The following is a 24,456-nucleotide window of genomic DNA, read 5'->3' on the forward strand; positions in this document are numbered from 1 at the left end:
CGCGAGGGGAGGGAGAACTCAGGGTTCGATGCCGTTCGCGAGGGTGCCGCCGACATAGACGGTCACCTTCGACGCATCCGCGTAGGCGGTGTTGGTCGCGTAGCTGTAGTCGTCGCTCTCGCTGAAGTTGGACCAGTCGCTCTTGTTGATCCGGCTCTGGATGTCCCCGGTGTTCGCACCCGCCGCGAGAGTGCCGGCGCCGGAGGTGAACCCGATCTCCACGTAGTGGTCCGCGCCGGACTTCGGCGAGGACAGCGCGACGACCTTTTGCGTGACGTTTGAGCAGCCGACGGCCGCGTAGTCGCACGAGGTCGAGAAGCCGGACGCGCCACCGTCACCGGTGAAGTAGTAGCGAATCGTCACCTTCGACAGATCCACCGCGGAATTCCCCGTGTTGACGACCCGCAGCCCCGGCTTGATCTGATTGTCGGTCGGCGCGGAGTCGTTGTTCTTGTACTGCGCCTTCACCGCACCCGTGCCGGGATTGCCACCGCCGCCCCCGGAGGCCGAGGTCGTCGCCGTCACCGCGCCGGAGGCCGCCGAGACGTTGCCCGCCGCGTCCTTCGCCTTCACGGTGTACGAATACGCGGTCGAGGCGGACAGTCCGCTGTCCGTGTACGACGTGGACGTGCTGCTGCCGACCTTCGTGGACCCCCGGTACACGTCGTACCCGGTCACCCCCACGTTGTCCGTCGACGCCGACCACTTCAACGACACACTCGAAGCCGTCGTCCCCGACACCACCAGACCCGTCGGCGCGGACGGCGCGGTCGTATCCGTACCGCCGCCGCCACCGCCGCCGGAGCCAAAGCCTGGGGCCTTGACGGATGCCAGGTAGCCGTCCTTGGCGGTGTCGACCGTCTGCCAGTCGTCCTTGAGGATGCCGCCGGTGTCACCGGAGTCGGGGTTCCAGCACCAGAAGGTCCACTGGAAGCTGTCCCCGCCGTACTGCGAGGTCGGGCGGAGGTAGTCGACGAGGGCCTTCAGCCAGGTCTGGTCGGTGGTCGACTGGAGCGTCGTACCGAACTCGCCGACCCAGACGGGGGCGATGTTGTTCTTGAAGAGGTATCCCCAGTGCTTGTCCCAGATCCCCGGCATGTTGCCCGGGAAGGACGGGTCGCTGAACCAGGGCTGGTTGGAGACGCTGGTGGCGTAGTCGTGGGCCGAGTAGACCACGCGGTCGGCCACATCGAGCTGGACCGGGTAGGTGCCGGCGCCCTCCAGGTTGCCGCCCCACCAGGTGGAGTCGCCGTTGTAGGTCTGGACGCCCTCCACGAAGATCAGCATGTTGGGGTTGGCCGACAACACCGCGTCGCCGCCGCGCTGGGCCGCGAGCCGCCAGTCGACGGTCGTGTCACCACAGCCCCAACAGGCCGGATCATGCGGCTCGTTGTGCAGGTCGATGCCGACGACCGTGGGGTTGTTCGCATAGCGGCTCGCGATCGACTTGAGGTCGGCGATCCAGGTCGACTCCGGGACGCTGCTCGTGTACCACAGGGCGCTCTGGCCGCTGGAGTCCGGCCGGTGCCGGTCGAGGATGACCTTCAGGCCGATCTGCCCCGAGTAGTCCACGATCTTGTCCAGGACCTGAAGGGAGTTGAGCCCCTGGAGGTCGGCGTTCTTGCCGCTGGAGAAGTCGATGCTGGACGGCGTCGTGCCGGACTTGAAGATGTCGTCGGAATACGGGATGCGGAGCGTGTTGTATCCGGTCGCGGCGATCTGGTCGAGCATGTTCTTGTAATCCCGGGACCACAGGCCGTGGACCACGTGGTTGTCGGTCTCGAACCCGAACCAGTTGATCCCGGCGATGCGCACCGAGTTGCCGTTCGCGTCCAGGATCTGACGGCCGCTGGTGTGCCAGTAGCCCGCTCCCGCCGTGCCCGCCGCCCGCGCGGGCGCCGTACCCGTCACGGCGGCCAGCAGGGCGAGCAGGATCGCGGCCACGACGCCCATGGCCGTATACCGCCGAGGTGGGCCCAGGTCCGCAGGTCTCATAGCAGCCAACTCCTCTTGTGTGGCGTGCCCCCGTGCTGACTGACATCGCTGCCGCGTCGTGGCCCGTGGCGGGCGGCGGCGCGGTTCACATGCGGTTCGTGTGCGGTGCGTACGCGGTGGTGCCGTGCCGGGGAGCGCCCGCCCGAGTGCGAACGGAGCGAAGACTTCCGCCACTTGGCGGCGGTGATGAACAACTCCGGCTTGATTCAAAGGTGTTGAGCGTGGGAGCGCTCCCAGCAAGTGAGGAAAGTAACAACTCGAAACAGCGCTGTGAAGGGGCCAGGCGAAACCTGGGCGCAATGGCGCGTTCACGCGCCCCCTCGGTGCGAGGGCAGGCACGCCCGACGGCGGCGGGGCGGCGCCGCCCGGGACCACGGTGAACTCGCCGCTTCCGGCGGCGATGCGCGCCGGGCGCGACGCCTACCGTCGGGTAGCGGAAAACGGGCCGCCGAAGTCCGGTCGCCGTGCGGGTCCGGAAGCAAGGGGGAGAAGCGGCCATTCGGCGATCGCACGGACGACGGTGGCCCGGCGCGGCACGCGGGTACCGACGCTCAGCCGCGCATGGGGATGCCGGAATGAACCCCGGAGCAGCCCGGGACGGGCGGGGGCGGACGCCGGCCACCAAGCATCGGCCCCCGGCGCCGCGCTCAGGCGGACTCGCGCACCACCAGGTCCGTGGAGAGCACCACATGGCGACGGATGCCGTTGCGGGACTCGATCTCCTCCAGCAGCACCCGCGCCATGGTGCGGCCCATCTCCTCGGTCGGCTGGCGCACGCTGGTGAGCGGCGGATCGGCGTGCCGGGCCACCGCGGAGTCGTCGAAGCCGATCAGGGCCACGTCCTCGGGCACCCGCCGCCCCGACTGGCGCAGGACGTGCAGGGCGCCGCTGGCCATGACGTCGGAGGCGGCGAAGACGGCGTCGAGGCCGGGGTACCGCTCCAGCAGGGTGAGCATGGCCGCGCGGCCGCCCTCCTCGGTGAAGTCGCCGTGGGCCACCAGCGCGGTATCGCCGCCGAGGCCCGCGGAGTTCATCGCCTGGGTGTAGCCGTCGAGCCGGCAGCGGGCGACATACATGTCCAGCGGGCCGGTGATGGTGGCGACGGTCCGCCGGCCCCGCGCGAGCAGATGCTCGGCGGCCGACCGCGCGCCGCCCACGTTGTCCGCGTCGACGTACGACATCCACTCCCGCTCCGAGCGCCGGCCGTTCAGCACGGTCGGCACCCGCAGCCGCTCCAGCAGGCTGGGCAGCGGGTCGTTCTCGTGCACGGACACCAGCAGCACGCCGTCGACGCGGCGGGCCGCCAGGTGCTGGCCCAGGCGCTGGCGTTCGCGCGGGGTACGGATCAGGGTGAGCAGCAACTGCATGTCCGTGTCGGCGAGTTCGGTGCTCACACCGCGCACGATGTCCAGGAAGTACGGCTCGGCACCGAGCCTGGTCTCCGATTCGGGGATGACCAGGGCGACGGCATCCGTGCGGTCGGCGGCCAGCGCGCGGGCGGCACGGTTGGGCACGTACCCCAGCTCGGCGATCGCCGCCTCCACCGCCGCCCGCGCCTGGGCGCTGACATGCGGGGAGCCGTTGACCACCCGCGAGACCGTGCCCCGCCCGACCCCGGCCCGCGCGGCGACCATCTCCAGCGTCGGCCGGCCGCCCCGCCCCTCGCCCGTAGTCATCGCGCTCTTGCCCGTCACCATGGATGACAACCCGTCAGTCGCACCGACTCGAAGTGTTCGTCCCCTTGACACACCCGCGGGAACGGTGGACCTTCATTATGCCAATCTGGGAGCGCTCCCACGGGAGCGCTCCCAGATAAAAGCCGGTTTGATCAAGCCGGAGCCCGCGGCGGGACGGGGGAACGCGGGGTTCCGGAGGGACAGCGGATGTCACGCTGCTTGCCCCGCACGTGCCGGACCACCGGGCGCGTGAGGCACCCGGTGGTCCGGTCTTGCGGGAGTGGCGCGCCGGTCAGAACTTCGGGTCGGGCGACTGGGCCCTGACCAGTTCGGCGGCCTCGGCCTCCGACTCCACCGAGGGCGGGGAGCCGTCCAGCGGCTTGTTCGCCGTCTCCTTCATGCACAGGACCGCGATGATACCCACGGCCGCCGCGCCCACGGCGTAGAACGCCGGTACCAGGTTGGTGTGGAAGACGCCGATCAGGGCCGTGATCACCAGCGGGGTGGTGCCGCCGAAGAGGGAGGCGGAGAAGTTGTAGGCGACCGAGAGGGAGCCGTAGCGGACATGCGTCGGGAAGATCGCCGGGAGGGCGGCGGACATGGTGCCGAGCATGGCCACCAGGGACAGGCCCATCAGCAGCAGGCCCAGGGTGATCAGGACGATGTCGCCCTGCCGGATGAGCAGGAACGAGGGCACGGAGAGCACCAGGAAGCCGAGCATGCCCGTCATCAGCAGCGGCTTGCGGCCGAAACGGTCCGAGAGACGGCCGACCTGGTTGATGACGCACATCTGGAGGACCATCACGATCAGCAGGATCAGCAGCCCGTGATTGGTGTCGTAGCCGAGTTCGTCGGACAGATAGGTCGGCATGTACGACAACAGCATGTAGTCGGTGATGTTGTACGCCGCGACGAGGGCGACGCACAGCAGCAGCGGCCGCCAGTAGCGGGTGAAGATCTTGCCGAGGTCGGCGGCGGCGGAGGTCTCCACCGCGTCGGCGGCCTCGGTCGCCTTGGCCTGGCCGCCCTCCAGCTTCTGGAAGGCGGGCGTCTCGTCCAGCTTGAGCCGCAGATACAGACCGATGAAGCCGAGCGGGGCCGCGACCAGGAAGGGGACGCGCCAGCCCCAGTGCAGCATCTGGTCGTCGCTGAGCAGGCTGGTCAGGGCGACGACGAGGCCGGACGCCCCGACGTACCCGGCGAGCGTGCCGAACTCCAGGAAGCTGCCGAAGTAACCGCGTCGCTTGTCCGGCGCGTACTCCGCGATGAAGGTGGAGGCGCCGCCGTACTCACCACCGGTGGAGAAGCCCTGCACCAGCCGGAAGAAGATCAGCAGGGCCGGGGCCCAGAAGCCGATCGTGGCGTGCGAGGGGATCAGGCCGATCGCGAAGGTGCCGATCGCCATCATGATCATGGTGAGGGCGAGGATCGTCTTGCGGCCGATCTTGTCGCCGAGCGGCCCGAGGACCATGCCACCGACGGGCCGCACCAGGAAGGCGACCGCGAAGGTCGCGAAGGTGCTCAGCAGCTGGGCGGTGTGATTGCCCGAGGGGAAGAAGACCTTGCCCAGGGTCGCGGCCAGATAGCTGTAGATACCAAAGTCGTACCACTCCATCGCGTTACCGAGGGCGGCCGCCTTCGTGGCGCGCTTGACGGCCGGTTCCTCGGTCACCGTGATGTCGCTGCGGCGCAGCTTCGGGTTGCGTCGCTTCTCGATGGCGCGAAAGAGCATCCGGTGGCGCCTGACCGCGGCGGGATCCACCGGATCCACCGGATTCTCATGGTCAGTCGCCGTCATCACGGTGTTCCTTTCGCCGGTCACATTGCACACGCCAACGCCTGCGCAGATCTCGCGCGATCAAACTAACCGCTTCGTACCGCAGCCATTCGGATACGCTGGGTGGATGGCGCTCCGGTCCGGTGGTCCTCAGGGGAGGTCGCCGCTCCAGTCGAGACGGGTGCGGTCACCGGGGCGCGGGGTGTATATCGCCCGGCCGCCGATGCCGAACCGGCCCAGCTCGGTGCGCAGCGGGACGCCCGTGGCGGGCGCGTCGCCGGCCCGGTCGGTGATGTCCAGCAGCAGGCCGTCCAGGGGGCCGCCTACCAGTTGGGCGTACCTGCGGTCGGGGCGTGGTCCGGGGTCGTCGTGGTCGTGGCCGTAGACCCGGCCGCGCAGCAGCTGCTCGTCGTCGCCGTTCATGGTCCAAGCCTCGCAGCCGGCACTGACAACGGGATCTTGCCGGCGCCGCGGCGCTCGTCCGCCCGTGCGGACTTTCTTCCCGTCCTTTGCGGTTGCAGTGAGAGGTGTGTGCGCGTGCCCCGGCGGGGGAACCTGAATCCTTCAGGCGGGGCCCCAGCGGAGAGGAGCCCAGGTGTCTACGTCGACGTCAGCGGCAGGCGGCCGCGGCCAGGGGGCTCAGGACACCGGCTATCAGCCGGATCCGCGCCGGTGGCGGGCCCTGTGGGTGACGCTCGTGGCCGGTTTCATGAGCCTGCTGGACGTGACGATCGTGGCGGTCGCCCTGCCCACCGTCCAGCGCGATCTGGGGGCCTCCCCCGCCCAGGTGCAGTGGGTGGTGTCCGGATACGCGCTCACCTTCGCCCTCGCGCTGGTCACCGCAGGGCGGCTCGGTGACGCCCTGGACCGGCGCCGTATATTCCTGCTCGCGCTCAGCGCCTTCGTGCTGTTCAGCGCGGCCTGCGGGGCGGCCCCGAACATCACCCTGCTGGTGGTGGCCCGGCTCGCGCAGGGTCTCGCGGCCGGCTTCATGGCGCCCCAGAACTCCGCGCTGATCCAGCAGCTGTTCCGGGGCGCGGAGCGCGGCCGGGCCTTCGGCTTCTTCGGCGCGACCGTCGGCATCTCCTCCGCCGTCGGGCCCATCACCGGCGGTGCCATCCTGGCGCTGGCCTCCGGCGCGGACGGCTGGCGCTGGATCTTCTACGTCAATGTGCCCATCGGCATCCTCGCCGTGCTGCTCGGCCGCCGGCTGCTGCCCCGCGTCCAGGGGACCGGGCGGGGCCATGTGGACGCCACCGGGGTCGCGCTGCTCGGCCTCGGCGTACTCGCGCTGATGTACCCGCTGGTCCAGGCGGACTCCGGCGGGATCGCCCGGCTGTGGTGGCTGTTCCCGGTGGGTGTCGTCGTGCTCCTCGCGTTCGCCCAGTGGCAGCGGCACCTGGTGGCCAGGGGCGATCAGCCGCTGCTCGACCCACGGCTGTTCAGCACCGTGCGCGGCTACGCGGTCGGCGCGGGCGTCGGCACCCTGTACTTCATCGGCTTCAGCGGGGTGTGGCTGGTCTTCGCGCTCTTCTACCAGCACGGCCTGGGCTTCTCCCCGCTGCGCTCCGGGCTCGCCGTGACCCCCTTCGCCGTGGGCTCGGCGTTCGCGGCCGTGATCGCGGGGCGGATGGTGGAGCGGCTCGGCCGGCTGCTCACCGTGTGCGGTCTGGCGGGGGTGATCCTCGGCCTCGGCGGCACCGCGCTGCTGCTGCACTTCGTGGATCTCGGCATCGCCCCCTGGGTCGCCGCCCCGGTGCTGTTCCTCGGCGGCATCGGCGGTGGCTTCGTGGTCTCGCCCAACTTCACGATGACGCTGCGGGACGTGCCGGTCCGCATGGCGGGCGCGGCGGGCGGCGCGCTCCAGACCGGGCAGCGGCTCGGCGCGGCGGTGGGCACGGCCGCGCTGCCCGGCCTCTACTACCTGATGCTCGGCCGGCACCAGGACTACCGCGCCGCGGTCGTCATGGCGCTGGGTGCCGCGCTCATCGGCATGGTGGCGTCCCTGGCGCTCGCCACCTTCGACTGGCGGCGGGACCGGCGGACGCGCTCCGGGGACGGGAAGGGGTCGCAGGAGGCGGCCGACGATCCGGTGCGCTCCGGGCGGTCGTGAGCACCGGCCGCCCGGACCGCCGTCACCCCGCCGCCCGCCGAGCCGTCGTCACCACGTCCGCCTCCCGGGCGGCCGTCCGCCCCGGCTCAGAAGAAGCCGCCGTCCAGGGCGAGCGTACGGCCGGTCATGTACGCGGCGTCGTCGCTGGCGAGGTAGGCGTAGCCCGCGGCGATCTCCTCGGGCGTGGCGAGGCGGCCGAGGGCGCCGTGCACCGACAGCCAATGCCCGAGCGGCATCTCGCCGCGCAGCCGGGGGTGCTGGTATCCGGCGGAGTTCTCGGTGGCCATGTCGGTGTCGGTGCCGCCGGGCGCGATGGCGTTGATGGTGATGCCGCGCTGTCCCAGTTCGGCGGAGAGGTTGAGGACCATGGACTCCACGGCGGCCTTGGAGGCGGCGTACAGGGTGTGCTCGAAGACCGCGCGGGACGCGCTGACCGAGGAGGTCAGCACGATCCTGCCGCCCTCCACCATCCGGGCGGCGGCGTGCTGGGCCGCGAACAGCTGGCCGCGGGTGTTCACGGCGAAGACACGGTCGAAATCGGCCGGGGTGAGATCCGCCAGGGCGCCGAAGTGCTCGACGCCGGCGCAGGAGGCCAGCACGTCCAGCCGGCCGAACTCCGCGACCGCGCGGTCGATCAGCGCTTCGCTCTGGCCGGGATCGGCCACGTCCGCGCCGTACGCCAGGGCCCGGCCGCCGTCCGCCTCGATCGCGGCGACCAGCGCGTCGGCCGCCGCCCGGTTGCTCCGGTAGCCGATGGCGACGGCCGCCCCCTCGGCCGCCAGGCGCCTGGCGACCGCCGCCCCGATGCCCCGGCTGCCGCCGGTCACCACCGCGGCCCTGCCCACGAAACGCCCGGTGTCCCTTGCCGTCATGGAGGTCGTCCTTTCCGTGCCTCACGAAAGCCGTCGCCGCCAGTGTCCAACGGCGGCTGCGCACCGGCGAGTTGCCTATGGCTCGATAACGTGTGCGAATCGGGTCATTCCCCGCCCCGGTCCTCGTCAGAGTTGCGAGTCCGGTAGGGTTATGTGATCAAATCTGCCGATGCGTACCCCCCACACACCGACGCATCACACCGCTCACTCCGACGGACCCGGCCCCGACCGGGTTCCGCCGACCCGAAGTCCGTACGACGAACTGGCCGCGCTCGCGGACGATCCCCCGGGCGGCCCCGAGGACGGCCCGCTGGACGACTTCCTCCGCGTGGAGGACGCCCCCCACCAGCGGGACGAGGACCCCGACGACGCCTGGGCACCACCCAACCACAGGCGCCGGGGCCGTCGCCGCAACCGCGCCACCGGGCTGACCACCCTGCTCAGGCTGACCGTCTGGGTGCTCACCTTCGCCTGCCTCGTCACCCTGGCCGACCGCTGGGCACTGCTCTACGCCGAGCGACAGGCCGCCGACCGGCTCAAGGACCGGCTGCATCTGACCGCCGCGCCCGAGGTGCGGATCGGCGGCTTCCCCTTCCTGACCCAACTGGTCGACCAGCGGCTGGACTCGGTGCAGGTCACCGTCCCCGACGTACCGGCCGACCGGGTCACCCTGACGCAGGTCACCGCCACCGCGCACGACATACGCATCGACGGCGACGGGCCGACGGCCGTACGGGGAGCCCTCGTTCGGCAGGTGCACGGCCAGGTGCTGCTGTCCTTCGCCGACATGAACCGCGAACTGGGCGCCTCCCAGGTGTCGTTCAGCGCCCGGGGCCCGGGCCGGATCAGGGCGCTCGGCTCGCTGCGGCTGGCCGGGCACGATGTGCGGGTACGCGCCGACGCCCACATCCAGCGGAACGGGGACCGCGGCATCAGCACCTCGGTGGACGGGATGCGGCTGGACATCGGCGACCTCGCGACCTACCGGCCCGGCACCGGACCCACCGAGGGGCTGCACCTCACCCGGGCCGCCGCGCGCCGGGTCACCCGGGAGGCGGACAAGATCAAGGCGCTGCTGGGCGTCCCGGAGATCGTGCACCGCATGGGCGTGCCGGACAGCGCGGTGAACGCCGCGCTGCACGACGAGGACAAGCTGCACCGGCTCACCGGCGCGCCGCGCTTCCTGCACCAGCTGACCCGGGTGAACCTCGTGGACCTGGCGCTCGCCCACCCCGAGGTGCTCAAGCGGCTCGGCGTCGACCTCTCCCTGCTGACCTCCCTCACCAAGCTGACCCGCCCGGATGTCGCCGACCGCTTCGACTTCGCCTTCAGGATCCCGAACCCGCCCTCCGGGGACCTGCGGGTCCAGCGGGTCGCGGTGGGCAAGGACGGAATCCATGTCTACGTCAGCGGGGCGGGACTGCTCCTCGGCAAGTGACGCGCCGCCATAGGGGGTTGCCCTCGCTCACCCGGCCGCTTCCGAGGGGAGCGGCACGGGGTGGGGCTCCCCGAAGTCGGCCGAGCGGCTCACCCGCTCCCAGGCGGACGCCTCGGCGAGCTGCCGGCGGGAGTGGTCGAGGGCCATGGTCGCGGCGTTCACCCCGAGCAGGAGATGGCCCGGGACCTCGCCGCCGCGCACCGTACGGACGATGATCTCGGCGGCGCGGCGCGGATCCCCGGCCGCGCCGGCCGTGTTCTGCCGCATCAGCCGGTTCATCGCGCCCACGGTCGCGTCGTACGCCTCGGGGACCTCGTGGACGGTCATCGAGGAACCGGCCCAGTCGGTGGCGAAGCCGCTCGGCTCGACCACCATGACCCGCACCCCGAACGGCGCGGTCTCCGCGGCCAGCACCCGGCTGAAGCCGTCCACGGCGAACTTGGCCGCCTGGTACGACGCGATGCCCGGCGAGCCGCCGACCCGGCCGCCGATCGAGGAGAACTGCACGACGGTGCCCGCTCCCTGCTCGCGCAGGACCGGGAGCGCGGCCTTGGTGACGTGGTAGACGCCCCAGAAGTTGGTCTCGAACTGGGCGCGGAAGTCGTCGTCCCCCGTCGTCTCGATGGGCGACACGTTCGCGTATCCCGCGTTGTTCACGAGCACGTCGACGCGCCCGAAGCGGGACACGGCCGCCTCGACGGCCGCGCGGGCCGCGTCCGGGCTGGTGACGTCCAGGGCGAGGGTCAGCACGCGGTCGCCGTACTCGGCGAGGTCCGCCGCGAGGGCCTCGGGGCGGCGGGCGGTGGCGACGACCAGGTCGCCGGCCGCCAGTACGGCGTCGACCAGGGCGCGGCCGAAGCCGCGCGACGAACCGGTGATGAACCAGACCTGGGGTTCCTGTGGACTCATACCGTTAGTGAAACACCGTTCTCTTATTAACGCAACGCCGTTGCCTTATCTCTTCCTATGATGTCCTGCATGAGTGAGCCTGCCTTTCAGCGTGCGCGCAGTGCCGAGGCCAAACAGGCGCGGGAAGCGGCGATCCTGGACGCCGCCCGGACGCTCGGCCGGGTGCGGGGGGTGCGGGACGTCACCCTGACGGACATCGCCGCGGCTGTGGGCATGCACAAGTCCGCGCTGCTGCGCTACTTCGAGACGCGGGAGCAGATCTTCCTCGCGCTGACGGCCGAGGGCTGGCGGGAGTGGTCCGCCGCGCTCCGGGCCGACCTGGGGCGCCGGGCCGGGGCGACACCCGCCGAGGTCGCGGCCGTCCTCGCGGGCACGCTGGCGGCGCGGCCCATGTTCTGCGATCTGCTCGCACAGGCGCCACTCAACCTGGAGCGGAACGTGTCGATCGAGTCGGTGCGCTCCTTCAAGCTCGTCACGCTCAAGGAGGTCGAGCTGATCGGCGGCGAGCTGGGCCGGCTGCTCGGCCTCGACGAGTCGCAGGCAGTCGACACCATCGCCACGGCGACCAGCCTCGCGGGGGCCCTGTGGCAGATGGCCACGCCCGGCCCCCGCCTGCGCGAGCTCTACACGAGCGACCCCCGGCTCGGCCACGCGGTGGTGGAGGTGGAACCCCGGCTGAACCGGGTGCTCAGCGCGTATCTCACGGGGGTGGGGGTGGGGTCGACGGCGGCGACCTGACCGATTCGAGGGCGGGGCGGGCCGGGGGGATTCGGTCCGGCCCGGGACCGGCACGGGGGCGCGTGTCGCGTGCGGCTCCGGCCCCGCCCGCTGCCGTACCGCACCGCGTACGGCCGTATGCCCGGCCGCGCCTACGGCCGTACGCCCGGCCGCCCCTCTCCCGTCTCGGCCCTCTCCCCCGGTCCAGGCCCCGCCCCGGCCCCCGGTTCCAGCCCCGTGTCCCCGCCCGGCAGCAGCGGAAGCAGCCGGTCCAGTGCCGTGAGGACATGCGCGCAGATCGCGTCCGGTTCGGCGGTCGCCAGGGGCTCCTGGCGTACGACGACCCGCATCAGGCCGATACCGAGCAGCCAGGCCATGGCCAGCTGGGCGCGCAGGGTGCCGTCCTCGGCCTCGGAGAGGGCGGCGAGCGCGCCGGCGTACTCCTCGCCGAGCGCGCGGACCGTCTCCGGAGCGGCGTCGGCGCTGCCGATGGAGCGAAGATAGACGGCCAGCCGGTCCGCGTCGGCGCCGCCGCCCTCCGCGAGGACGCCGCGCAGCGCGGTCTCGAACAGCAGCTCGGGCGGCGTGGTGCTCACCTGCTCCTTGCCGTTCTGCGCCATCACCTCGGTGAGCAGGGCTTTCTTCGAGCCGAAGTAGCGGAATATGAGCGCCTGGTTCACCCCGGCGCGGGCGGCGATGTCCCGGACCGTGGCCGCCTCGTACCCCCGCTCGGCGAAGACCGCGCCGGCCGCCCGCAGGATGCGCGCACGGGTCTCCCGGGCATCGCGCGGACGCTGCGGCGGCTCCCCGTCCGGCCCGCCCCCGGCGCTCCGGTGCTGGTCCTGCGTGTACTCGCCGCCGTCCACCCGCTGCTCCTTCGCCGCCCCGCGCCCGACGCGCGTCTGCCGAGGACCCGCAGAGTAACCGCTGCCGGGGGCCCGCCGAGTACGGCCGATTAGCGTCGTTGCGCGCCCGGTGCGCAGCTCCTAGCGTTGTAAGCGTGTGCTTACACAAGGGAGACAGCTGTGACGGCAACCGACCACGCACCCCTCGCCTACCCCTTCAACTCCGGCCAGGACCTGGACCTGGCCGAGGCGTACGAGCGCGCCCGTGACACCCCCGGGCTGCTGCGCGTGCGGATGCAGTACGGCGAGCCGGCCTGGCTCGCCACCCGGTACGCGGACGCCCGGCTGGTCCTCGGCGACCAGCGGTTCAGCCGGGCGCTGAGCCTCGAACACGACGAGCCCCGGGCCTCCGAGGGCCGCCGGGACAGCGGGATCCTCAGCATGGACCCGCCCGACCACACCCGGTTGCGCTCGCTGGTCGCGAAGGCGTTCACCGTGCGCCAGGTGGAGAAACTCCGCCCGCAGGTGCGCGAGTTGACGACGTCGCTGCTGGACGCGATGGAGGCGGCGGGGCCGCCCGTCGATCTGGTCGACCGCTACGCGCTGCCGATCCCGGTGGCGGTGATCTGCCGGCTGCTCGGGGTGCCGGAGCGGGACCGTCCCCAGTTCCGGGTGTGGAGCGACGCGGCGCTGTCCACCAGCTCGCTGACCGCGGAGGAGTTCGACCGCAACCGCGAGGAACTGCGCGCCTACATGGCCGAGTTGATCGCCGCACATCGCGCCGAGCCCCGGGACGACCTGATGACGGCGCTGATCGAGGCGCGCGACCACGGCGACCGGCTGTCGGAACTGGAGCTGGTCGATCTGTGCGTCGGCATCCTCGTGGCCGGTCACGAGACCACCGCCACCCAGATCCCCAACTTCGTGCTCACCCTGCTCGATCACCCGCAGGCGGTGGAGCGGCTGCGCGCGGAGCCCGCGCTGATCACGCAGGCCATCGAGGAGCTGCTGCGGTTCGTGCCGCTGGGCAGCGGGGCCGGCCAGGCCCGGTACGCCAAGGAGGACGTCGAGGTCGGCGGCACCCTGGTGCGGGCCGGGGAGCCGGTGCTGGTCGCCATCGGGGCGGCCAACCGGGACGCGCTGCGCTTCACCGAGGCCGGGGCGCTCGACCTCACCCGCGGCGGCAACGCGCACCTCGGTTTCGGCCACGGCGTGCACCACTGCCTCGGCGCGCCCCTCGCCCGGCTCGAACTCCAGGAGGCCATCGGGGCGTTGGTGACCCGCTTCCCGCGGCTGCACCTCGCGGGCGACATCACCTGGAAGACCGAGATGCTGGTGCGCGGGCCCCGCGTGATGCCGGTGGGCTGGTGAGGCGGCGATGAGCTGGCGACTGAGTGTGGACCCCGGCCAGTGCATGGGTTCCGGCATGTGCGCCGGGACCGCGCCGGACCTGTTCGTCCTCGACGGTGACCACTCCCGTCCGGTGCGCGAGCAGATCCCGCAGGGCGATGAACGCGCCCTGGACGCGGCGGACATCTGCCCGATGCAGGCCATCACCGTCCGGGACGCCGAGGGGAAGGAGATCGGGCCCCGGCAGTGACGCCGGACCGGCTGTTACAAGACGGGGACAAAGCGTGAGTGAACGCCCGCGCTCGTGGTGACGTCGTTCCAAGTGACCGCGCCAATCGGCATGTTCCTCTCCTTTGGCGTGAACAGTCGAACTCATCACAGAAAAGGACAGATTCATGATGGTCACGAAGCGGCGTTCCCTGCGCATCGCCGTCGTCGGCGTCCTGGGCGCGACCTCCCTCGCCCTCGCGGGCACGGCGATGGCCGCCACCCCGGCCGCGCACACCGCGGCCCCCGCCAGTGCCCGTACGGCCGCGACCGCCAAGCCCGCCATCACGGCCACGCCGTCGGTGTCCTCGGTGCGCGCCTGGACGCAGTTCCGGATCACCGGCAAGACCACCGGCATCAAGGCCGGCAGCAAGGTGACCCTCCAGCAGAAGCAGCACGGCAAGTGGGTCGCCCTGCCGGCGTCCACGCCCGTCAACAGCGGCGGCTCCTACGCGCTGCGCGCCGAGCTGGGCCTGAAGGGCAAGAACGAGCTGCGCATGGTCAGCGGCAGCACGGCGTCCCCGGTCTTCGGCGTGACCGTCAGCTGAGCGACCGCTTTTCACCCGTGCCGGGACGGCCCCGCCGTCCCGGCACCGGCATGTCCGGAAGTTCTTACGAAGATTTTCATAGGGTTCCTATATAGGAGGGTGATACTTAAGGAGTGTGGATCACTCTCACAGAGATGCGGACGTACAACAGACCGCACAGTCACTGGCGGAGACGGCAGCTGCCGTGATCAGGGTCGTGACGGATCACCGGGACCTCAGTTTCACCGCGGCCGCCACCCTGGCGCGGCTGGAACGCGAGGGCCCGCTCCGGCTCACGCTCCTCGCGGCGGCGGAGGGCGTGGCCCAGCCGTCCATGACCCAGTTGGTGCAGCGGCTGGAACGCCAGGACCTGGTCATGCGCGTCGACGACGCGGTGGACGGCCGGGTGACGCTGATCGCCGTCACGGACGCCGGGCGGGAGGTGCTCGCCGCCCGCCGCCGGTCGCGCGACGCACGCCTGGCCGACCTGATGGCCACCCTCGCGGACGACGACCGGCACGCGCTCGCCGACGCCATGCGCGTCGTCGCCCCGCTCGTGCAGCGCATGCTCGCCGACCCCGCCAAGAGCGCTCAGCCCGCGAAGCCTGTCCAGCCCGCCCAGCCCGCCCTCCTGCCCGAACGGCCTGACACCGGGAGCGACCGATGACGACCAAGGAGACCGACCGCATACCCGGCGCCTCCGCGACCGGGCGGCACCGCGGGCGCGGATGGATCGGCGCGGACCATCCCGGCTACAAGTGGGTGGCGCTGACCAACACCACGGTGGGCATGCTGATCGCCACGATCAACAGCTCGATCGTGCTGATCTCGCTGCCCGGCATCTTCACCGGCATCCGCCTGGACCCGCTGGAGCCCGCCAACGTCAGCTATCTGCTGTGGATGCTGATGGGCTACATGCTCGTCACCGCGGTGCTGGTCGTGGCGCTCGGCAGGCTCGGCGACATGATGGGCCGGGTCCGCATCTACAACGCGGGCTTCCTGATCTTCACGATCACCTCGGTGATCCTCTCGCTCGACCCCTTCCACGGCGGCAGCGGCGCGCTGTGGCTGATCGGCTGGCGCATCGTGCAGGCCGTCGGCGGTTCGATGCTGATGGCCAACTCGGCGGCGATCCTGACCGACGCCTTCCCGGCACGCCAGCGCGGTATGGCGCTCGGCGTCAACATGGTGGCCGGTATCGCCGGTTCGTTCCTCGGCCTGGTGCTCGGCGGTGTGCTGGTCACCTGGAACTGGCGCTCCATCTTCTGGGTCAACGTGCCCATCGGCCTGATCGGCACGGTGTGGGCGTACAAGTCGCTGCACGAGACCGGCATCCGCAGGCCGGGGCGGATGGACTGGTGGGGCAACATCACCTTCGCCATCGGCCTGACCGCGCTGCTCGCCGGGATCACCTACGGCATCCAGCCGTACGGCGGTCACACCATGGGCTGGACCAACCCCTGGGTGCTCGCGGGTCTGATCGGCGGCGCCGTGATGCTCGCCGTCTTCTGCGTCGTGGAGGCCAAGGTCTCCGAACCCATGTTCCCGCTGCGGCTGTTCCGCGACGCGGCCTTCGCCGGCGGCAACGCCGCGACCCTGCTCGGCGCGATCGCCCGGGGCGGGCTCCAGTTCATGCTGATCATCTGGCTCCAGGGCATCTGGCTGCCGCTGCACGGCTACGACTACGCCGACACACCCCTGTGGGCGGGCATCTACATGCTTCCGCTGACCATCGGCTTCCTGCTCGCCGGGCCGTTGTCGGGCGCGCTGTCGGACAAGTTCGGGGCGCGGCTGTTCGCGGCGTGCGGCTTCCTGGTGATGGCGGTGTCGTTCGCCGGGCTGCTGGTCCTGCCCAGCGACTTCTCGTACTGGGTGTTCGCCGCGCTGATCTTCCTCAACGGGCTCGGCGGCGGTCTGTTCGCCGCCCCCAACACGGCGATCATCATGTCCAGCGTGCCGGCCGACGCCCGCGGCGCGGCATCCGGTATGCGCGCCACCTTCCAGAACGCGGGCATGGTGCTGTCCATGGGCGTGTTCTTCTCACTCATGGTCGCGGGCCTCGCCGGAACCCTCCCGGACACCCTCACCACCGGGCTGACGGCCCAGGGCGTGCCCGCGGGCGCCGCGCACACCGTGTCCCAACTCCCGCCGGTCGGCGTCCTGTTCGCCGCGTTCCTCGGCTACAACCCGATCCAGCACCTGCTCGGCCCGGACATCCTGAGCCGGCTGTCCCCGTCCGCCGCGGCGCATCTCACCGGCCGCGAGTTCTTCCCCCACCTGATCTCCCAGCCCTTCCACGACGGCCTGGTCGTGGTGTTCTCCCTCGCCATCGCGATGTCGCTGGCGGCGGCGGGCGCGTCACTGATCCGCGGCCGCCGGCCGGAGCCGGTGCCGGCGGGCGCACCGACCCCGGCACCCGTGACGACGGCGCCGGACCCGACTCCGGCCAAGGCCACGGCGCCCGCGGGGGTGCTGCGCGGCCGGGTGTACGACAGCGCCGGCCGGCCCCTCGCACGCGCGGCCCTCACCCTGGTCGACCGCGCCGGACGGCAGCGGGCGCTGGCCAGCACCGCCGAGGACGGCACGTACGAACTGACGCCGAGGGAGCCCTCGTCGTACACCCTGGTCGTCTCGGCCACCGGGCACCATCCTCGGGCCGTGCAACTCGACGCCGGTACCGGCCCCGTCGTACCGGACGTCACCCTCGCGGGCCTGGGCACCGTCCGCGGCACGGTGCGCCACGAGGACACCGGCCGACCGGTCCCGGACGCGAGCGTCACCCTGCTCAGCGCCTCGGGCGAGGTCGTCGCCACGGCCACCACGGACCCCGACGGCGCCTACACCCTGGGGAACCTGGCCCCGGGCGCCTACACCGTCGTCACCTCCGGCTACGGCCCCGTCCTCGCGGACGTGACCCTGGACGAGGGCACCTCCCGCGAGGTGGACCTGAACGTAGGTCAACACGACACCGACTGACGTCCGGTGACCGAAGGGGGCGCGGTTCGGAGAACCGCGCCCCCGCCGCCAAGCGGTGGAGATCGTGTCGCTCGTACGGGTGTAGCGGAGTGTGCGGTCCGTGGCGCGGGAGGGGTTGTCTCGTTCGGCATCTGTGTGATGTTCGACATGTGAGCTGATGGAACGGGCAGAAGCGGGCAGCAGTCTCCTTCATTACCCACGCCAACCACCCTCTGCGGCAGGTGATTCGATGACCACGGCGACGACCCGGGAGCCCCGGACGACGCCGCTCGCCCCGACCGGCACGACGAACGCCCATGTCCCGCCCGCCGCCAATCCCGCCCTTCCGTCCCTGACGGGGCTGCGGTGGATGGCGGCGCTGCTGGTGTTCGGAACGCATGTCAACAACTTCGGCTACTTCGGTGGCACCGGCGGCCACCTGGTCAACTGGGGGTTCGGCGCCGGTTCCACCGGGGTGTCGTTCTTCTTCGTCCTGTCGGGATTCGTCCTGACCTGGTCGGCCCGGACCGGTGACAGACCCCTCGCCTTCTGGCGGCGGCGCATCGCCCGGATCTACCCGGTGCACCTCGTCACCCTCGCCGTGGCCCTGCTGATGGCCCTCACACTGGCGCATCAGGGCAACCCCACGCCCGAGCCGGCGTTCGCCAACGTCCTGCTGCTGCACTCCTGGTGGCATCCCTGGTGGCAGACGCTCAACCCGGTCAGCTGGTCGCTCGCCTGCGAGGCGTTCTTCTACGCCTCCTTCCCGCTGCTGATCGTGCTGCTGCGCCGCCTCGGCGCCCGCGCGTCGGCCGCGCTCGGTGCCCTGGCGGCGGCCTCGGTGCTGGTGCTGGCCTGGTCGGACGCGCACCACTGGTGGACGTACACGCTCTATTCGTTCCCCGCCGCCCGGCTGCCCGAGTTCGTGCTCGGCGCGGTCACCGCCCGGCTGGTGCTGCTCGGCCGGTGGCGCGGTCCTGGCCTTGAGGCGTCCCTCGCGCTGGCGATCATCGGCTACTTCCTCGTACCCCAGGTCGCCCCCGGCTACTCCGCCACGGTGTGCACCCTCACCGGGTTCGCGCTGCTCATCCCGGCGGCGGCCGTCGCCGACCTGAACGGGCTGCCGTCCCTGTGGCGGCACCGGCGCCTGGTGCGGCTCGGGGAACTGTCGTTCGCCTTCTACATGATCCATCTGCTGGTGCTGCGAGCCAGCAGCAATCTCCTGGGCACCAAGCCCCACTTCGGCGCCCTCGCGGGGCTCGCCGTCACCGCCACCGCGTTCACCGTCTCGCTCGGGCTCTCCTGGGTGCTGTACGAGGCGGTCGAGTGCCCGGCCAGGCGGCTGCTGCTGCGCCGTCGGCGGTCCACCGTGAAGAAACAGCCGCAGCCCGACTCCGTACCGGCCCGACGCGAGGCCCCCGCGGTCGCGTCGGACTGAGGAGAGCGGGCGGAGAGACAGAGCGGCACGCGGGAAACAGAGGGGCCACGCGGAAACAGTCGAGAAAGTGGCCCCCGGTCGGCGCTCAGCGGGCCTTCTGAGGGGTGTGAGCGGGGGCGTCGAGAGCGAGGGGCGGGGGCCCGGAGAGAGCCCCGCGCCGTCCTCCGGCGCCTCCCCCGGCCGGGACCAGGCCGCGGTCCAGGCGGGACACCAGGCTCTCGTCCGGCTTCGCCACGAAGAACGGCACCGGTCTGCCCAGGTCCGCGTAGAAATCGTCCGACCAGTCGGCCGCCCCGCCGGTCCAGCGGTCGTGCCCCGGCGCGAACAGTCCGTCCAGGAGTCGTAGTACGTCCTCCACCGTGCGCGTGCTCCGGTCCATCCGGCCCTCCCTCCGATGCGGAGAACCTAGGGACGTACGAGGCCCGGCACCAGGTCACCGGGGGGGAACCGAGGGCGGTGACGGGCGTCGGGCGGGCCCTGGACCTCGGCTGCGGGCTGGGCCGCAACGCGCTGCTGCTCGCCGAGCGCCGCTTCGAGGTGGACGCCGTCGACCTCTCCCCCGCCCCGCTCGGCTCTGCCGCGGAGCGGGCGCGGGCGGCGGGTCTCGATGTCCCCTTCTGTGCGGTGGAACCGGACGGGTGCTTCTCGCTCGTCTGCTTCGCCGCCGGGCGGAGGGGATCGGAGCTCTCGGACGCGGACCTCTACCGCGCGGGCGGCCTGGGCGGTGGCCTCGCGTACAGCCCCGGGGCGCTGCGCCATGTCTTCTCCGGGCTGGAGGAGATCGAGCTGCGCGCCATGCGGCCCCAGCCACCGGACTCCGCGCTTTTCGGGGAGCCGTTCCTGTGGACGGCCCTGTTCCGCCGGCCGGCCGGGGGCGTGGCGGATGTGCACCCGCAGGGGTGACATTCGCAACAGTCGGGGGACTCCGGCGCGATCCGGGGTAGACGGCCCCCCGGCAGCCACGTCGAACGGGCGCGGGCCGCCGCCGGAACGGTCCCGACCGGGTCGGCTGTTGAGGTGAACTCGCCGTGAAATACGGAGAGTTGGCACGTCAGCGGCCTGCCCGGGTTGGTCCGCCCCGGCGGTGGGGGCTAGGGTGCCGGAACGGTGAAGATCGGCTGCCGACCGGCGGCCCCCGGGTGGGCGAGAGGAGAGTGTGACAGTGCCGGAGGACCAGGACGCGGCCGCGTCGGCGCCACGATGGGTGGGCTCCTTCCTGGAGCGACGCCGGGAGCAGATCGCCCAGCGCTGGGCGGACGCTCCCCTGTTCAGGTCGGTGTTCACGGTCTCCCGGGACGAGGCGGTCGAGGCCAGCAGGGCGGTCGTGGACGCACTGTCCGAGGTGGCCGTCAGCGGGCGCCTGGAAGACACCACCGCCCCCGGCTACGAACCGGTGCGCGAGCAGCTGGGCCGGATGACCCAGAGCCGGGCCCGCGGCGGCGCCACACCGTCCGGGATCGCCGACGAGGTGGCCGCGCTGCGCGCCCCCGCCGTCGATCTGCTGCGCGAGGAGTTCGCCGACCCGGCCGCCCCGCGGGCCCAGGAGAGCGTGCTGGCGCTGACCCTGCTGCTGGGCACCCTGCGCCTGGTCGTGATGGAGACCGCCCTGGACGCGGGCGCCGAGCTGATCGAGCGGCAGCGCCAGCAGCTGCTCGAGGTGACCACCCCCGTGATCAAGCTGTGGGAGGGCACCGTCGCCGTCCCGCTGATCGGGACCCTGGACAGCGCCCGCAGCCAGATCGTGATGGAGTCGCTGCTGGAGGCCATCGTCGACCAGCGCGCCCGGTACGCCATCCTGGACATCACCGGGGTGCCCACCGTGGACTCGCTGGTGGCGCAGCACCTGATGAAGACGGTGGCCGCGGCGCGCCTGATGGGCGCCGACTGCATCGTCTCCGGCATCCGGCCGGCCATCGCGCAGACGATCGTGCAGCTCGGCATCGACCTGGGCTCGGTGCTCACCCGGTCCTCGCTCGCCGACGCCCTGGCCTACGCGCTGAGCCGGCAGGGCATCGAGGTCTCCCGCGCGCAGACGGGTGCGAACGCCCGGTGAACGAACCCGCCCCCGTCCATCCGGCCCCCGTGCCGGTACTCGCCCTGGGCGACATACTGCTCGTCTCGCTCCAGGGCGAACTGCACGACGGCCTCGCCGAGCAGTTGCAGCAGGACCTCAGCCACCGCATCGCCACCACCGGCGTGGCCGGGGTGGTCATCGACATCTCCGGAGTGGACATCGTCGACTCCTTCCTCGGCCGGGTGCTCGCGGAGATCGCGTCCACCGCCCGGCTGCTCGCCGCCCGCACCATCCTCGCCGGAATGCGGCCCGCCGTCGCGATCACCCTGGTCGAACTGGGGCTGGCGCTGCCCGGTCTGACCACCGCGCTGGACGTCGAGCGGGCCATGGAGATCCTGTCCCGGAGGGGGACATGATGCAGCCGTCCGGCCAGGCGTCCGCGACCCGCGTGCCCATCGGTTCGGACGCGGATCTGTCCTGGGTGCGGCAGCAGGTGCGGCAGTGCGCGGCGACCCTCGGATTCGGCCTGGTACAGCAGACGAAGCTGGTCACGGCGGCGAGCGAGCTGGCCCGCAACACCCTGGTGCACGGCGGCGGCGGGCACGCGGAGATCACCCCGCTGGACGACGGCCGCGCCCGCGGCCTGCGGATGAGCTTCGTCGACAGCGGCCCCGGCATCCGCGATCTGGAGCTGGCCATGACCGACGGCTACACCTCCGGCGGCGGCCTCGGGCTCGGACTCAGCGGTGCCAGACGGCTGGTGCAGGAGTTCAGCGTGGACACGGAGCCGGGCCGGGGCACGACCGTCACGGCCGTCGCCTGGGTGACCCAGGTGCCCTCCTCACGATCGGGGCTGGGATGAGCCGCGTCTGGGAGGTACCGGTGCACGACTCCACCCGCGTGCGCGACGCCGGTACGGCGGTCCGCGAGGCGTGCGAGCTGGCGGGCCTGGGGCCGGACCGTACGGCGGCCGGGGAGCTGGTGGCCACCGAGCTGGCCACCAATCTGCTCCGGCACGCGGGCGGCGGCACCCTGCTCGTCAACCTGGTGACACCGCCGTCCGGTACGGGGACCTCGGTACGGCTGTTCGCGCTCGACGACGGGCCGGGCATCGCCGATGTCACCGCGGCCCTGCGCGACGGCTGCACCACCGCCGGCCCCTCCCTCGGCGCGGGCCTCGGCAGCTGTCTGCGCAACGCCGACGCCTTCCACCTGTACGGCCCCCCGGGCCGGGGCACGGTGGCGACGGCGCGGATCGACCCGGAGCGCGCGCGGGACCACGAGGCGCCCGAGGGCCCCTCGGCCGGCGGCGTCGTCGTGTCCCTCGACCGGGCCGAGTCCTGCGGCGACGCCTGGGAGTGCGTGCACCACGAGGGGCTGGTGACCCTGCTGCTCGCGGACGGGCTCGGACACGGGCCCAAGGCCGGGCACGCCTCCGGCGCGGCCGTCACCGAGCTGCGGCGGGCCGCGCAGGCGCCGCCCCAGGAACTCCTGCGGCGGCTGCACACCGCCCTGCGCCCCACCCGGGGAGCCGCGATCGCCGTGGCCCAGCTGGACACCGCGAAGGGGGAACTCACCTTCGCGGGGGTCGGCAACATAGGGGCCCGGCTGCGCACCTCGCGCGGGTGGACGTCACTGGTGTCGCACCCGGGGATCGTCGGGGCGTACTTCCCGGCCAGCGTCCCCTTGCGCCGGGCACCGTGGGACCGCGACAGTCTGCTCGTGCTGCACAGTGACGGGCTGCCCAGCCGGTGGACCCCGCCCGAGGACCCCCGGCTGCTCGCCCACGACCCCTCGGTGCTGGCCACGACCGTTCTGCGGGACGCGGGCAGTTCCGCCCGACCCCCGCGCGACGACACCAGCGTCGCCGTACTGGCCCCGGACCGGCGCCCATGACCACGACCTCCGACACCTGGACCCTCGACGGGCCCGTCGACGCGGCCCGTGCCCGTGCCCTGCTGGCGCGGCTCACGGCGGACGCCGGCGTGCCCGCCCGGGACCGCGCGCGTTTCCTCGCCGAGCTGACCGCCCTGCTGCGGCCCTGCCGGGAGGGGCGGCGGCAGCGGCTGACCGTGACCGCCGACGAGGATCTCCACCTCGCCCTGGACGGCGCCGAGCCCTGGCGGTCCACGCTGGCCTGCCCCTCGCCCCTGCCCCGGCCGCTGCCCCGGCCCGCCGACCTGTCCGAGGCGGACCTCGCCGAGGCGCTGCTCGGCGCGGGCGAGGACACCGCCGTCGTGCTGGCGGGGATGGACGAGGCGGAGGAGCTGGTCCGCTTCCACCGCGAGGAGCTGCACCAGACCAACCAGGGCGTGCTCGCACTGCACGCCGAGCTGGAGGCGGCCGCGCTGGCCCAGCGGGAGCTGCTGGACGCCGAGCGGGCGGCACGCGCGGAGGCGGAGAACGCCCGCCGGCTGCTGACCTTCCTCGCCGACGCCAGCGCCTCCCTCAACGCCTCCCTCGACCACGAGGACATCCTGCGCCGGCTGCCCAAGCTGCTGGTGCCGGAGTACGCCCGGCACGTGGACGTATGGCTGGCGGACGACGAGCGGACCCCGCCGGCCGAACGGGCCGCGGCCGCGGTGATGGCGGCCCGCACCGGGCGCCCCCAGCACGCGGGGCCGCGGCCCGGCGGGCTCCCCGGGGTGGACGATCTGCCGGCCTCCGCGCTCTGCCCGGACCGGCCGCTGCTGTGCCTGCCGCTCGGCGCGCGCACCGCGCAGGGCGTGCTGACCCTGTCCGCGCCCGGCGAGCGGTTCGCGCCGGACACCGCCGTGATGCTGATGGAGCTGGCCCGGCGGGCGGGCATCGCGCTGGACAACGCCCGCCAGTACGAGCAGCACCGGGACGTCGCCGAGGCCCTCCAGCGCGCCCAGCTCACCGAGTTGCCGGACACTCCGGGGCTCGCGCTGGCGGCCCGCTATCTGCCGGCCACGCACGGCCTGAACATCGGCGGCGACTGGTACGACGCGTTCCCGGGGCCCGACGGCAGTGTGCTGGCGGTGATCGGGGACGTCACCGGGCACGGGCTGCGGGCCGCCGTGATGATGGGCCAGTTGCGCACTGCGCTGCGCGCCTACGCGGTCGAGGGCAACGGCCCCGCCCGCACCCTCACCCTGCTGCACCGGATGCTGCGCCATCAGCAGCCCGAGCTGTACGCGACCTGTGCCATCGCCCGGTTCACGCCGGGTGAGCCCGGCGTGGTGTGGGCGGCGGCCGGGCATCCGCCCGCGCTGGTGCGCGGCCCCGGGGGCGAGGTGCGGGTGCTGGACGCCAAGCCGGGGATCATGCTCGGGGTTCCGGTGCCCTACGAGTACGAGGACCACCACGAGGAGTTGCCGGCCGGTGCCACACTCGCGCTCTACACGGACGGCCTGGTGGAGCGCCGCTCCGCCGGGATCGACGCGGGCATAGACCGGCTGGCCCGGTCCCTGGGCACGCTCGGCGCGGCGCAGCTGGAGCGGCTGGACGCGGCGGCCGACGCACTCCTCGTGCCGATGCTGCGGGACTCCGAACACGACGACGACATCTGTCTGTTGCTGTGCCGCACCGCCGGCTGACGC

At 72.3% G+C, this 24,456-nt stretch carries 21 protein-coding genes and 3 pseudogenes; 16 read left to right on the forward strand and 8 right to left on the reverse strand.

All coding sequences use genetic code 11. The features are described 5' to 3' along the window. Nucleotides 1-18: 18 nt before the first annotated feature. The 4 genes from GHR20_RS01440 to GHR20_RS01455 all read right to left on the reverse strand — a co-directional run bounded on the left by GHR20_RS01440 (nucleotide 19) and on the right by GHR20_RS01455 (nucleotide 5,871). Nucleotides 19-1,995: a cellulase family glycosylhydrolase gene (locus GHR20_RS01440; RefSeq protein WP_153811904.1), complete on the reverse strand. Its 1,977-nt coding sequence runs from the start codon at nucleotides 1,993-1,995 to the stop codon at nucleotides 19-21. 647 nt (nucleotides 1,996-2,642) lie between these two features. Continuing rightward, nucleotides 2,643-3,692 (reverse strand): LacI family DNA-binding transcriptional regulator, encoded by a 1,050-nt coding sequence (locus GHR20_RS01445; protein ID WP_243877856.1) that lies wholly within the window; start codon nucleotides 3,690-3,692, stop codon nucleotides 2,643-2,645. Between the two features lie 271 nt (nucleotides 3,693-3,963). After that, nucleotides 3,964-5,469: an MFS transporter gene (locus GHR20_RS01450; RefSeq protein WP_153811905.1), complete on the reverse strand. Its 1,506-nt coding sequence runs from the start codon at nucleotides 5,467-5,469 to the stop codon at nucleotides 3,964-3,966. A 129-nt stretch (nucleotides 5,470-5,598) separates the two neighbouring features. Continuing rightward, on the reverse strand, nucleotides 5,599-5,871 hold the full coding sequence (locus GHR20_RS01455) for a hypothetical protein (protein WP_153811906.1): 273 nt from the start codon (nucleotides 5,869-5,871) through the stop codon (nucleotides 5,599-5,601). 172 nt (nucleotides 5,872-6,043) lie between these two features. On the opposite strand from GHR20_RS01455, the gene GHR20_RS01460 reads away from it, so the two are divergent. Beyond that, nucleotides 6,044-7,561: an MFS transporter gene (locus GHR20_RS01460; protein ID WP_111581619.1), complete on the forward strand. Its 1,518-nt coding sequence runs from the start codon at nucleotides 6,044-6,046 to the stop codon at nucleotides 7,559-7,561. 86 nt (nucleotides 7,562-7,647) lie between these two features. On the opposite strand, the gene GHR20_RS01465 is transcribed toward GHR20_RS01460, so the two are convergent. Further along, the gene (locus GHR20_RS01465) at nucleotides 7,648-8,433 is read right to left on the reverse strand and encodes an SDR family oxidoreductase (protein ID WP_153811907.1); all 786 of its coding nucleotides are present in this window, start codon (nucleotides 8,431-8,433) and stop codon (nucleotides 7,648-7,650) included. A 169-nt stretch (nucleotides 8,434-8,602) separates the two neighbouring features. On the opposite strand from GHR20_RS01465, the gene GHR20_RS01470 reads away from it, so the two are divergent. Further along, a complete protein-coding gene (locus GHR20_RS01470; protein WP_153811908.1) occupies nucleotides 8,603-9,871 on the forward strand; it encodes a DUF2993 domain-containing protein in 1,269 nt (422 codons plus the stop codon). 27 nt (nucleotides 9,872-9,898) lie between these two features. Here GHR20_RS01470 and GHR20_RS01475 read toward each other — a convergent pair whose 3' ends face one another. Continuing rightward, a complete protein-coding gene (locus tag GHR20_RS01475) occupies nucleotides 9,899-10,780 on the reverse strand; it encodes an SDR family NAD(P)-dependent oxidoreductase (RefSeq protein ID WP_153811909.1) in 882 nt (293 codons plus the stop codon). 69 nt (nucleotides 10,781-10,849) lie between these two features. On the opposite strand from GHR20_RS01475, the gene GHR20_RS01480 reads away from it, so the two are divergent. Continuing rightward, nucleotides 10,850-11,518 carry a TetR family transcriptional regulator gene (locus tag GHR20_RS01480; protein ID WP_153811910.1) on the forward strand — a complete coding sequence of 223 codons (669 nt, stop codon included), beginning with the start codon at nucleotides 10,850-10,852 and terminating at the stop codon, nucleotides 11,516-11,518. A 131-nt stretch (nucleotides 11,519-11,649) separates the two neighbouring features. Here the strand turns inward: GHR20_RS01480 and GHR20_RS01485 are convergent, their stop codons facing one another. Further along, the gene (locus GHR20_RS01485) at nucleotides 11,650-12,363 is read right to left on the reverse strand and encodes a TetR family transcriptional regulator (RefSeq protein WP_343335982.1); all 714 of its coding nucleotides are present in this window, start codon (nucleotides 12,361-12,363) and stop codon (nucleotides 11,650-11,652) included. Between the two features lie 159 nt (nucleotides 12,364-12,522). On the opposite strand from GHR20_RS01485, the gene GHR20_RS01490 reads away from it, so the two are divergent. From GHR20_RS01490 to GHR20_RS01515, 7 genes and pseudogenes are all read left to right on the forward strand, one after another. After that, entirely contained in the window at nucleotides 12,523-13,713 is a 1,191-nt protein-coding gene (locus GHR20_RS01490) for a cytochrome P450 (RefSeq protein WP_111581624.1), read from the forward strand. Between the two features lie 7 nt (nucleotides 13,714-13,720). After that, the gene (locus GHR20_RS01495) at nucleotides 13,721-13,942 is read left to right on the forward strand and encodes a ferredoxin (protein WP_153811911.1); all 222 of its coding nucleotides are present in this window, start codon (nucleotides 13,721-13,723) and stop codon (nucleotides 13,940-13,942) included. A gap of 145 nt (nucleotides 13,943-14,087) precedes the next feature. Next, on the forward strand, nucleotides 14,088-14,507 hold the full coding sequence (locus GHR20_RS01500) for a hypothetical protein (protein ID WP_153811912.1): 420 nt from the start codon (nucleotides 14,088-14,090) through the stop codon (nucleotides 14,505-14,507). Between the two features lie 196 nt (nucleotides 14,508-14,703). Continuing rightward, nucleotides 14,704-15,153: a MarR family transcriptional regulator gene (locus tag GHR20_RS01505; RefSeq protein ID WP_243877859.1), complete on the forward strand. Its 450-nt coding sequence runs from the start codon at nucleotides 14,704-14,706 to the stop codon at nucleotides 15,151-15,153. Nucleotides 15,154-15,275: 122 nt separating this feature from the next. Further along, nucleotides 15,276-17,082: pseudogene (locus GHR20_RS01510) on the forward strand (MFS transporter). Next, complete coding sequence (locus GHR20_RS37215; protein WP_237520438.1) at nucleotides 17,016-17,462, forward strand: carboxypeptidase-like regulatory domain-containing protein; 447 nt, start codon at nucleotides 17,016-17,018, stop codon at nucleotides 17,460-17,462. The pseudogene GHR20_RS01510 and the gene GHR20_RS37215 overlap by 67 nt, the downstream one beginning before the upstream one ends. 229 nt (nucleotides 17,463-17,691) lie before the next feature. Further along, the gene (locus GHR20_RS01515; protein WP_153811913.1) at nucleotides 17,692-18,879 is read left to right on the forward strand and encodes an acyltransferase; all 1,188 of its coding nucleotides are present in this window, start codon (nucleotides 17,692-17,694) and stop codon (nucleotides 18,877-18,879) included. A 184-nt stretch (nucleotides 18,880-19,063) separates the two neighbouring features. Here GHR20_RS01515 and GHR20_RS01520 read toward each other — a convergent pair. Further along, a pseudogene (locus tag GHR20_RS01520) lies at nucleotides 19,064-19,258 on the reverse strand (SAM-dependent methyltransferase); the annotation flags it as partial. An 89-nt stretch (nucleotides 19,259-19,347) separates the two neighbouring features. Here GHR20_RS01520 and GHR20_RS01525 point away from each other — a divergent pair. The 6 genes and pseudogenes from GHR20_RS01525 to GHR20_RS01550 all read left to right on the forward strand — a co-directional run. Next, nucleotides 19,348-19,782 (forward strand): annotated as a pseudogene (locus GHR20_RS01525) (class I SAM-dependent methyltransferase); the annotation flags it as partial. Nucleotides 19,783-20,041: 259 nt separating this feature from the next. Beyond that, nucleotides 20,042-20,932 (forward strand): STAS domain-containing protein, encoded by an 891-nt coding sequence (locus GHR20_RS01530; protein ID WP_153815779.1) that lies wholly within the window; start codon nucleotides 20,042-20,044, stop codon nucleotides 20,930-20,932. Next, nucleotides 20,929-21,309: an STAS domain-containing protein gene (locus GHR20_RS01535; RefSeq protein ID WP_153811915.1), complete on the forward strand. Its 381-nt coding sequence runs from the start codon at nucleotides 20,929-20,931 to the stop codon at nucleotides 21,307-21,309. The genes GHR20_RS01530 and GHR20_RS01535 overlap by 4 nt, the downstream gene beginning before the upstream one ends. Next, the gene (locus tag GHR20_RS01540) at nucleotides 21,309-21,755 is read left to right on the forward strand and encodes an anti-sigma regulatory factor (protein ID WP_153815780.1); all 447 of its coding nucleotides are present in this window, start codon (nucleotides 21,309-21,311) and stop codon (nucleotides 21,753-21,755) included. Before GHR20_RS01535 ends, GHR20_RS01540 begins: the two co-directional genes overlap by 1 nt. Next, nucleotides 21,752-22,789, forward strand: a complete 1,038-nt coding sequence (locus GHR20_RS01545) for a SpoIIE family protein phosphatase (protein WP_153811916.1) — start codon at nucleotides 21,752-21,754, stop codon at nucleotides 22,787-22,789. The genes GHR20_RS01540 and GHR20_RS01545 overlap by 4 nt, the downstream gene beginning before the upstream one ends. Further along, nucleotides 22,786-24,453 carry a PP2C family protein-serine/threonine phosphatase gene (locus tag GHR20_RS01550; protein ID WP_153811917.1) on the forward strand — a complete coding sequence of 556 codons (1,668 nt, stop codon included), beginning with the start codon at nucleotides 22,786-22,788 and terminating at the stop codon, nucleotides 24,451-24,453. Before GHR20_RS01545 ends, GHR20_RS01550 begins: the two co-directional genes overlap by 4 nt. Nucleotides 24,454-24,456 lie beyond the last annotated feature (3 nt).

Source organism: Streptomyces sp. SUK 48, assembly GCF_009650765.1.
Lineage (GTDB): Bacteria > Actinomycetota > Actinomycetes > Streptomycetales > Streptomycetaceae > Streptomyces.